The 8,941-nt window shown below is 59.3% G+C and carries 10 protein-coding genes and 1 pseudogene; 6 read left to right on the top strand and 5 right to left on the bottom strand.

What is annotated here, in order from left to right; all coding sequences use genetic code 11:
- The first annotated feature begins 382 nt into the window (after positions 1-382).
- Entirely contained in the window at positions 383-1,006 is a 624-nt protein-coding gene (gene coq7 / locus HEQ17_RS15940) for a 2-polyprenyl-3-methyl-6-methoxy-1,4-benzoquinone monooxygenase (RefSeq protein ID WP_296293652.1), read from the top strand.
- Positions 1,007-1,076: 70 nt separating this feature from the next.
- Here coq7 and HEQ17_RS15935 read toward each other — a convergent pair whose 3' ends face one another.
- Positions 1,077-1,529 (bottom strand): OsmC family protein, encoded by a 453-nt coding sequence (locus tag HEQ17_RS15935; protein ID WP_296293651.1) that lies wholly within the window; start codon positions 1,527-1,529, stop codon positions 1,077-1,079.
- A gap of 316 nt (positions 1,530-1,845) precedes the next feature.
- On the opposite strand from HEQ17_RS15935, the gene HEQ17_RS15930 reads away from it, so the two are divergent.
- Together HEQ17_RS15930 and ilvA are read left to right on the top strand one after the other, a co-directional pair.
- Positions 1,846-2,421 carry a transcriptional regulator gene (locus HEQ17_RS15930; protein WP_296293650.1) on the top strand — a complete coding sequence of 192 codons (576 nt, stop codon included), beginning with the start codon at positions 1,846-1,848 and terminating at the stop codon, positions 2,419-2,421.
- Positions 2,422-2,520: 99 nt separating this feature from the next.
- A complete protein-coding gene (gene ilvA, locus HEQ17_RS15925; protein ID WP_296293649.1) occupies positions 2,521-4,068 on the top strand; it encodes a threonine ammonia-lyase, biosynthetic in 1,548 nt (515 codons plus the stop codon).
- 16 nt (positions 4,069-4,084) lie between these two features.
- Here ilvA and HEQ17_RS15920 read toward each other — a convergent pair whose 3' ends face one another.
- Positions 4,085-4,555: a general secretion pathway protein C gene (locus HEQ17_RS15920; protein WP_296293648.1), complete on the bottom strand. Its 471-nt coding sequence runs from the start codon at positions 4,553-4,555 to the stop codon at positions 4,085-4,087.
- Between the two features lie 9 nt (positions 4,556-4,564).
- Between HEQ17_RS15920 and HEQ17_RS15915 the strand changes: the two genes are divergently transcribed.
- The 3 genes and pseudogenes from HEQ17_RS15915 to HEQ17_RS15905 all read left to right on the top strand — a co-directional run bounded on the left by HEQ17_RS15915 (position 4,565) and on the right by HEQ17_RS15905 (position 6,212).
- Entirely contained in the window at positions 4,565-4,690 is a 126-nt protein-coding gene (locus HEQ17_RS15915) for a prepilin-type N-terminal cleavage/methylation domain-containing protein (RefSeq protein WP_366938055.1), read from the top strand.
- Positions 4,684-5,244, top strand: a pseudogene (locus HEQ17_RS15910) (type II secretion system F family protein); the annotation flags it as partial. The gene HEQ17_RS15915 and the pseudogene HEQ17_RS15910, both read left to right, overlap by 7 nt.
- Before the next feature lie 68 nt (positions 5,245-5,312).
- Complete coding sequence (locus tag HEQ17_RS15905; RefSeq protein ID WP_296293646.1) at positions 5,313-6,212, top strand: 5'-nucleotidase; 900 nt, start codon at positions 5,313-5,315, stop codon at positions 6,210-6,212.
- On the opposite strand, the gene HEQ17_RS15900 is transcribed toward HEQ17_RS15905, so the two are convergent.
- From HEQ17_RS15900 to HEQ17_RS15890, 3 genes are read right to left on the bottom strand one after another with little or no spacing between them, the layout of a single operon-like run.
- Positions 6,213-6,839: a DUF3299 domain-containing protein gene (locus tag HEQ17_RS15900; RefSeq protein ID WP_296293645.1), complete on the bottom strand. Its 627-nt coding sequence runs from the start codon at positions 6,837-6,839 to the stop codon at positions 6,213-6,215.
- 19 nt (positions 6,840-6,858) lie between these two features.
- Complete coding sequence (locus tag HEQ17_RS15895; RefSeq protein WP_296293644.1) at positions 6,859-8,148, bottom strand: ABC transporter permease; 1,290 nt, start codon at positions 8,146-8,148, stop codon at positions 6,859-6,861.
- Positions 8,145-8,834 carry an ABC transporter ATP-binding protein gene (locus HEQ17_RS15890; protein ID WP_296293643.1) on the bottom strand — a complete coding sequence of 230 codons (690 nt, stop codon included), beginning with the start codon at positions 8,832-8,834 and terminating at the stop codon, positions 8,145-8,147. The genes HEQ17_RS15895 and HEQ17_RS15890 overlap by 4 nt, the downstream gene beginning before the upstream one ends.
- Positions 8,835-8,941 lie beyond the last annotated feature (107 nt).

The raw sequence follows: 8,941 nt of genomic DNA, 5'->3' as shown, positions 1-8,941 counted from the left end.
CAAAGCAGCCAGAGCAATCAGAGTTTTTTTCATTGCAAATTTCTCCAAGGTTAATAAAGGGCCCAAATCAGGTAGGTGGTTGTCACCCTTCGAGACCCTGAGCCAACCTCCAATTCAGGAAGTTGTGTGTATTCCACCAGACGTAAATGACTTCGCCAAGACATATGCAAAAGATAAGGCCTTTTTGTTGCTGTCGTGCAACAGACCCTAGGAGCACCCCTTGATTCCAGCATTCAGGTGTGCGTTTCCACCAATGAATTCAATGACTTCCGTCAAGTTTCGAATTGAAAGCATCAAAACCTCAAAAACCATTTTGGCTACCTGTGCATCGGTCTGGCCCTTGCCGCAGACAGGCTTTGCGCCGCCTAGGTAAACTTTGCCCATGATGAATGCTCTGATTTTGGCCACCGACAGCGCTTTGCGCACCCTGTTTGCCGAGCCCCGCGCCAGCCGTCCCAACCCGGCTGCCAACGTAGCTGATTTGGAATTGAATGAAGCTGAACGCCGCCAATCGGGCGCGCTGATGCGCATCAACCATGTGGGCGAGGTCTGTGCCCAGGCGCTTTACACCGGTCAGGCCTTGGCCTGCCAGAGCCCGGCGCTGCGGGCCCAACTGGCCGAAGCCAGCCGCGAAGAGACGGACCACCTGGCCTGGACCCAGCAAAGGCTCCATGATTTAAGCGACCGCCCGTCTTGGCTCAACCCGCTTTGGTATGCGGGGGCTTTTGCCATTGGCTTTGCTGCGGGCAAGTTGGGGGGCGACAAGGTGAGTTTGGGCTTTGTGGTGGAGACCGAGCGGCAGGTGGAGGCGCACTTGCAAAGCCACATGGATTTGCTGCCGGCCTCAGATTTGGCGTCGCGCGCCATCGTGTCGGCCATGAAAGCCGATGAGATCGCCCATGCCCAGATGGCGCAACAAGCGGGCGCGGTGGAGCTGCCCACCCCCGTCAAGGCCCTCATGCAGGCCGCAGCCAAGGTGATGACGACGGTGGCGCGCCGGGTTTGATGTCGGTGCGAGAGGTCTAAGGGGGATCAATCTCAGAATAAATGGAAAGCGATTCCATTTATTCAAAATTTCACGCCATTTCGACCACTTCAAAACTGGTCGTGATCTCAGCGGTCTTGCCCAGCATGATGCTGGCCGAGCAGTATTTGTCGTGGCTCATGGCAATGGCGCGCTCGACGGCGCTGGCGGGCACGCCTTTGGCAGTGACAGTGAAATGCATGTTGATGCGGGTGAACACCTTGGGGTCGACCTCGGCGCGTTCGCTGCTGAGCTTGACGCTGCAGCCGCGCACGTCGTGGCGTCCGCGCTTCAAGATCAGCACCACGTCATAGGCGGTGCAACCACCCGCGCCAGCCAGCAGCATTTCCATGGGTCGGGGGGCCAGGTTTTGGCCGCCGTTTTCGGGCTTGGCGGCGTCAGGGGCGCCGTCCATGGCGACCATGTGGCCTGAGCCGGTTTCGGCCAAAAAGCCCATACCTGAGCGGGTGCCGGCAGCGCCGGTCCAAGTGACTCTGCAATCCATAATTTTTCCTAAAGAAGTGGTGGCTTGGCATGCCGAAGCTCGACCGAGATGGTAACCAAGCAAGTAAAAGCCAAACGGTGACTGTGCGCTTGCACAAACCATGGCCAACAAGTCGCACATTTTTTCATTTTGATCTGCCAATTCTGCTGCATTGCAACAATTCGCGCCTACAATTGCGAACAGGCGTGCTTTTTTAGCCCGCACCGTTTGTCTCCTCCACCCTCTGAAAAGGTGGATTTGCCCCAAGTCGCAAGACTTGGGGCATTTTTTGACTTGTTCATGCTATTTTTTGGCTTGATCATGCTAAATTCTCGACATGCCGCTGGCCAATGCCTTGTTCACAGACCGCCGCTCCCGCCTTTTTCGGTGGTTGTTTGGCCTGCCTGAACGTTCTTTCCACCTCAACGAGCTGCTTCGGCTGACTCAGCTGGGCAGCGCATCTCTGCAACAAGAACTGAAACATCTGACCGAAGCCGGAATTGTTCGGGCAGAGCGCGTTGGAAATTTGAGGATTTTTCAGGCCAATCCTGACAGCCCTGTGTTCAAAGACTTGGTCTCACTGACCCGCAAAACGGTTGGCATGCAAGCACTTTTGACGCGAGCACTATTGCCCATCAAACACAAACTGGCGAAAGCATGCATTTATGGGTCAGTGGCTCAACAAACTGACACGGCTGCCAGCGACATTGACCTGCTGCTGGTCGGCGATGGCTTGAGCTTGTCAGAAGTGCTTCAATGCTTGGGCGACTTGGAGTCTGAGTTGGGAAGGAAAATCAACCCCAACTGCTACACACAGCAAGAATTTGCCATTCGGCAGGCGGACCCCAGTTCGTTTGTGAACAAAGTTTTGCAAAAATCCGTCCTCGATTTACTGGAAGAGAAATTTGGCTGAATACGAGGGCTATTGGGACATTGAAGAAAGTGCAATCGTCGAAATTTGCGACTTGCTGCCCCAATTGATTGCTGCAACAGAAAAACTCAAATCAACAACATGACCACCCCACACCTCCAACCCGCTGATTACCTGATCAAAATTCTCAACGCCAAGGTCTATGACGTGGCGACCGAGTCCGCCTTGGAAACGGCCAAAAACCTGTCCAAGCGCTTGGGCAACCAGGTGCTTTTGAAGCGCGAAGACCAGCAACCGGTGCACAGCTTCAAGCTGCGCGGGGCTTACAACAAGATGGCGCACCTGAGTCCTGAGCAGCTCAAAAAGGGCGTGATCTGCGCATCAGCCGGCAACCACGCGCAAGGCGTGGCGCTCAGCGCCAGCCGCTTGGGCACGCGCGCCATCATCGTCATGCCCACCACCACGCCGCAGGTCAAGATCGATGCGGTCAAAGGCTTTGGCGGCGAGGTGGTCTTGTTTGGCGACAGCTATTCAGACGCCTACAACCACTCGCTGGCGCTTCAGAAAAAGCAGGGCCTCACGTTTGTGCACCCCTTTGACGACCCGGACGTGATCGCGGGCCAAGGTACGATTGCCATGGAAATGCTGCGCCAGCACCCAGGGCCGCTGGATGCGGTGTTTGTGGCCATTGGCGGCGGTGGCCTGATCAGCGGCGTGGCCAACTACATCAAGGCGGTGCGTCCAGGCGTCAAGGTGATTGGCGTGCAGATGAACGACTCGGATGCCATGATTCAGTCGGTGGCCGCTCAAAAGCGCGTGACATTGGCCGATGTGGGCCTGTTCTCGGACGGCACGGCCGTGAAACTGGTGGGCGAAGAGACCTTCCGCGTGGCCAGCAATTTGGTGGACGCCTACATGACGGTGGACACCGATGCGGTGTGCGCGGCCATCAAGGATGTGTTTGTGGACACCCGCTCGATCGTGGAGCCCGCAGGCGCGCTGGCCGTGGCGGCCATCAAGCAATACGTGGCCACGCACAAATGCAAGGGCCAGACCTTTGCGGCCATCTTGTGCGGTGCCAACATGAACTTTGACCGCCTGCGCTTTGTGGCCGAGCGGGCCGATGTGGGCGAAGAAAAAGAAGCGCTGTTTGCCGTCACCATTCCGGAAGAGCGCGGCAGCTTCAAACGCTTTTTGGAGCTGATCGGCAGCCTGCCCGGTGGCCCGCGCAATGTGACCGAGTTCAACTACCGAATGAGCGACTCGGACAAGGCCCATGTTTTTTTGGGCCTGAGCACGCACGGCAAAGGCGAAAGCGGCAAGATCACCGCCAAGTTCAACAAGCAGCAGTTCAAAGCCATTGACCTGTCGCACGACGAGCTGGCCAAAGAGCACATCCGCCACATGGTGGGCGGGCATTCGGCCCTGTCACAAGACGAACGCTTGCTGCGCTTTGAGTTCCCCGAACGCCCGGGCGCGTTGCTGAAGTTTTTGAGCCTGATGCGTCCAGGCTGGAACATCTCTTTGTTCCACTACCGCAACCAGGGTGCCGATTACGGTCGCATTTTGGTGGGCTTGCAGGTTCCCGCCAAAGACGACAAAGCCTTTAAAAAGTTCTTGCAAGCGCTGGGGTATCCGTATGCGGAAGAGACCGACAATCCGGTTTATCGCTTGTTTTTGCGGGCTTGAGATGCCGGAGTCCAGGTCAAAGGGCTTGGTCCTGACCCTGCAAGGACAAGGTGAATGTCCCTACACCCCCGCCCTGAGGGCCCAGACTGGCCTGCCTCGGACCCAGGTTGAGCAGGGCCACACCCTCACTGACCACTTGTTCCACACGAAAAGCCTTGGGCGGCAGCCCATCGACCGAAATCAAGGCGCTGCCTTGGCCGGAAGCACTGGCCACCACGCCCCACAACTGAAAACGCGCCGACAGGCCCATGCTCACTTGCGGGGCCGCAGTGGCAACACCCCAAACACGGGCGCTTTGGGCCGAGGCGTCTGAGACCGGACCCACGCTGGCAGCAGTCACCGGCACTGCCCCCTGAGCGCCCCCTTCTTGTGCTCGTGGAAAAGCCAAGACCCAAAACACCGCTGTAGCAAAGGCCACCAACCAAATCACGGCCGTCAAAATGTCGAGTCGACGTTGCTGGAATTGGGAAACGGGAGATTGAAACATTCGCAGATTATGATTCAAGGCATGCAAAACCCAGCCCCCACCTTGAACCACCCCGCTGCCCGCCACCAACGCGGCTTTACCCTGATCGAGCTGATGGTCGTGCTGGCCATCATTGGCGTGTTGGCCGCGCCGTGATAGCAGCGGGCGAACAAAGCGGCCACCTGGCCGACGTGCTCAACCCACTGGCCAATGATCTGGAAGACCAGCAAACGCTGCGTGCAAAACTGCTGTCAGCATCGCTTTATCCGGCCATCGTGAGCTTGGTAGCGCTGGCTATTGTGATTTTTTTGGTCACTTCGGTGGTGCCCCAAGTCGCAGGGGTGTTTGCAGGCACCAAGCAGCAATTGCCTGGTTTTACGGTCGCCTTGCTGGCCATCAGCGACTTTGTGCGAACTTGGGGCTGGTTGATCTTGCTGGTGTTGGTTGCTGGTGCCTGGACGTTGCGGCTGGCCTTGCGTCAAAGCGCACTGCGGCTGGGTGAGCAAACCGGACAACTGCCCGTCATGCTGCAGCGCGCGGCGCAGCAACTGTCCGGCGAAGTGCAGCGCCGCGCCCTGGCGCTGGCCACCGTGCTCGAACCCCTGCTGATCGTGGCCATGGGCGGTGTGGTCATGCTGATCGTGCTGGCGGTGCTGATGCCGATGCCGATGCCGATGCCGATCATGCAACCGAACCAGTGGGTCAAGTGATCGTCCTTCTTGAACGGCCCCACCAGACCCCAAAACCATGACCCGAACATTTTTGGAAGGAGCCCGCGATGCCCGCATCTCTTGAAGGCCAGTTGGTGGTGGCGATTTCGTCGCGGGCCTTGTTCGACTTCGAGGAAGAAAACCGGGTGTTTGAACAAGGCGACGACCGCGCTTACATGCAACTGCAGTTGGGCCGTCTGCATGCGCCCGCCAAGCCGGGCGTGGCGTTTTCGTTGGTGCGCAAGCTGCTGGCCTTCAACACCGCCGAGGCCCAGCGGGTGGAGGTGGTGATCCTGTCACGCAATGACCCGGTTTCGGGCATGCGGGTGTTCCGCTCGGCGCAGCATTACGGGCTGCCCATCCAGCGCGGCAGCTTCACGCGGGGGCAGCCCCCTTGGCGTTACCTCAAGCCCCTGAACGCCAACCTTTTTTTGTCGGCGCATTTGTCGGATGTGCGGGCGGCGCTCGAAGCGGGTGTGCCAGCGGCGCAGGTTTACCCGCATTCGGCTTTGGCGTCGGAGGCGCACCCGCATGAAGTGCGCATCGCCTTTGACGGTGATGCCGTGTTGTTTTCGGATGAAGCCGAGCGGGTGTTTCAGGCCGAGGGTTTGTCGGCGTTCCAGGCGCACGAGCGGGACAAGGCTGGCCAACCTTTGCTGGCAGGCCCCTTCAAACCGCTGCTCGAAGCCTTGCATCGGCTGCAACAGGCCGGCACCCCATCGATGCGCATCCGCACCGCGCTGGTGACCGCGCGCAGCGCCCCGGCGCACGAGCGCGCCATCCGCACCCTGATGGACTGGAACATCGAGGTCGACGAGGCGATGTTTTTGGGAGGCTTGCCCAAGGGCGAGTTCCTGCGGGAGTTCGAGCCCGACTTTTTCTTTGACGATCAAACGGGCCACATCGAATCGGCCGCCCGGCATGTGCCATCCGGCCATGTGGCTTCGGGCGTTTCCAACACCGGATGATCAGCGTTTTTTCTCGTTGTAGGGCGCTACTTGCCGGGCTTCGATGCGGTAACTGGCCACCCCCATGTGCGAATCGGTTTGGGTGGCGCTCAGGGGGCCAGTCACCCAAACCACATCCATCAGACGCAAGCGTTTGGCGGGTTTGGCGAGCACCACGTGAACGATTTGGTTGGCCGGGGGCGGAGGCGAATGGATGCATGCGCCAAAGTAGGGCACCAACAAAAATTCTTTCATCCCCTCTGGCAGGTCTTCCAGCGGCACCACATAGCCGGGCAGGCGAACAGACAGTCCCAGTACAGATGGGTTAATGGGGGCGTTGTCCCACATCTTGCGTATTTTTTTGAGTGCCTCTTCGGCCCTGGGGTCGTTGTCTTTGAGTGAATCCAGGTTCAAAGCCTTGAGTTCCTTGAAAGGGTCCCAACCCGCAGGAATCAATTGCTCCCATGTCAGGGTACGTACCGCTGCTGGGGCGCTGGCACCCAGCGGCGGCGCTTCAGACGACAGCGCGGGTTGAATCTGCGGCACCAGTTCGCGGGCGGTCTCGCGCACACTTTGGGCCATGGCCTGGCTTAACAGCCCGCCACTCAAGAAGCTCAAGCCCACCAATACGGTTGTTCGGGTGTTCATGCCCCTAAGCCCTTTCCTCTCATACCCGCGGCGACAAGCCATCAGCCAAGGACATGCGATAGGCGCGCCAAGCCGGACCCAGACTGGCGAGCCACCCTGCACACAACACCGCAGCCGCCAACCCCATCTGGGTGGGCAATGGCGCTGCCCATTGCAAACGAATACCCAGCGACTGCTGCAACCATGGGGTCAGCCATGTCATCCCTACTTGGGCCAACAACACCCCGACCAACACCCCGGCACAGGTGACCCACAAGCCCTCGAGCGTGAGCAAGGCCAACACATGGCGCGGCCCCGCACCCACGGCGCGCAGCACAGCCAATTCGCGGCGGCGCTCATTGAGACCAGCCAGCACCACCGCCATGAGCGAGACCACACTCACCAAAGCCACCAGCGCAGACACCGCCAGCAAAGCGTTTTCACCCACGCCCAGCACGGACCACAACTCACCCAGGGCCACACCGGGCATCACCGCCATCAGGGCCTCGTCTTCGTAAAAGTTGACAAATCGCTGTACATTGAAAACCGCTGCACGGGTTTTCAAGCCAACCAAAGCGGCGGTGACTTCTTCGGGCTCGAGCTTGAATTTCCGTGCCTGCTCTGCAGGAATGTGCCCACCCGGCATGGGGGCACCAGCCACCCAATCCAGATGCAGCGCCTCCAGGGCTTGCAAACTGACATGCACGGTGCGGTCCACCGGGGTGCCGGTAGGCGCCAGGATGCCCACCACCTTGAACGGTTTGTCGGCATGGTCATCTTGTGACTCATCGGCATGGTCATGTTCGTGCAAGCCGTGCGACAAGGTGATGCTTTGGTCCAGGCCATAGCCCATTTGACGGGCCACCTCGGCACCAATCACCGCTTCGTACAAACCATCCAGGGTGTCTGCAAATACCGCGCCTTGGCGCAAGACCAAGGGCTGTTTGTCACCGTAAGCAAAGTGTTGAAAAAAAGCGGGCGTGGTGCCCAGCACCGGAAATCCCCGATGCGAATCACCCAGACTCAGGGGCACCACCCATGAGACCGAGCGGTGTCGCGCCAGGGCGTGCACACTGTCCATGGACATGCTTTGCGGCACGCTGCCGATGTGGAAGACCGAGAACAGCAGTAGCTGTACCGGGCTGCTGCGCGACCCCACAATGAGATCGACTCCACTGACCGACTGGGAAAAACTGTTGCGTATGTCGTGGCGCAAGCGCTCCAGCGTCCAGAGCAAGGCCGTCGCCAGAGCCAGAGACACCACAACCCACACCAAGGTGCTGCGCCGATTCCAGGTGCTTTGCCTGGCCATGCGCCACAGGCTGTTCATGCGTCACCCCCCATTTTTTGCATCTCGGGCAAAGACCACTGCACATCAAAACGCGTAGCTTGTTGCTGGTCATGGCTGACGCACACCAAAGCGCTGCCTGCCTCACGCGCGGCTTGCAACAACAAGTCCATGAAGTCTTGACGCAATGCGGCATCGAGTGCCGAGGTAGGCTCATCGGCCAGGATCAATTCGGGCTGTCCGATCAGGGCGCGTGCAGCGGCCACACGCTGCTGCTGCCCGACCGACAAGGCGTCGGCGCGCCGCGCCCATAGCGTTTCCGGCAAATCCATGCGCTGCAACCAGTTTTGTGCCGCCGCCCGAGGCCCACCAGCGGCTTGACAACGCGCGTTGCGCAAACCCGAAAAACGGCATGGCAAAGTCACGTTATCCAACACGTTCATGTATGGCAATAAATTGAATTGCTGAAAAATCACGCCCACATGCTGCGCCCTGAAGGCGTCACGCTGGCTGGGCCGCAAGGCAGCCCAGTCCTGCCCCAGCAAGGACACACGCCCCTGTTGGGGTGACAAAACGCCCGCCAACAACCCCAGCAGGGTGCTTTTGCCACAACCGCTGGGGCCTTGCAAAAAAACGGTTTGGCCTGGCTCCACTCGCCAGCGACCCAAAGCCAGGGTGTCGGTGCCCCCACGGGTCCATGCAAAGCGCAGTGGCTCAATGTCGATCACAAATCCTCTCCCGTTCAAAGTGCCGTCATCGATGGGCGACCCCGGGGTGACTTGGCGATGGCAGCGGCGCTCGTCATGGAGTGCGCTGCGGGCAATATAACCGCTTG

The sequence above is a fragment of the Limnohabitans sp. genome (assembly GCF_023910625.1).
Classification (GTDB): domain Bacteria; phylum Pseudomonadota; class Gammaproteobacteria; order Burkholderiales; family Burkholderiaceae_C; genus Limnohabitans_A.
The sequence above is the reverse complement of the archived record's forward strand: the minus strand, read 5'-3'. Positions and strand labels throughout refer to the sequence as shown.

What these genes read in the sequence shown, in the direction of transcription:
- HEQ17_RS15920 (WP_296293648.1), bottom strand. Translation starts at nt 4,555, where the DNA reads ATGTTTCAATCTCCCGTTTCCCAATTCCAGCAACGTCGACTCGACATT.
- HEQ17_RS15915 (WP_366938055.1), top strand. Translation starts at nt 4,565, where the DNA reads ATGATTCAAGGCATGCAAAACCCAGCCCCCACCTTGAACCACCCCGCT.
- HEQ17_RS15930 (WP_296293650.1), top strand. Translation starts at nt 1,846, where the DNA reads ATGCCGCTGGCCAATGCCTTGTTCACAGACCGCCGCTCCCGCCTTTTT.
- ilvA (WP_296293649.1), top strand. Translation starts at nt 2,521, where the DNA reads ATGACCACCCCACACCTCCAACCCGCTGATTACCTGATCAAAATTCTC.
- coq7 (WP_296293652.1), top strand. Translation starts at nt 383, where the DNA reads ATGATGAATGCTCTGATTTTGGCCACCGACAGCGCTTTGCGCACCCTG.
- HEQ17_RS15900 (WP_296293645.1), bottom strand. Translation starts at nt 6,839, where the DNA reads ATGAACACCCGAACAACCGTATTGGTGGGCTTGAGCTTCTTGAGTGGC.
- HEQ17_RS15905 (WP_296293646.1), top strand. Translation starts at nt 5,313, where the DNA reads ATGCCCGCATCTCTTGAAGGCCAGTTGGTGGTGGCGATTTCGTCGCGG.
- HEQ17_RS15935 (WP_296293651.1), bottom strand. Translation starts at nt 1,529, where the DNA reads ATGGATTGCAGAGTCACTTGGACCGGCGCTGCCGGCACCCGCTCAGGT.
- HEQ17_RS15895 (WP_296293644.1), bottom strand. Translation starts at nt 8,148, where the DNA reads ATGAACAGCCTGTGGCGCATGGCCAGGCAAAGCACCTGGAATCGGCGC.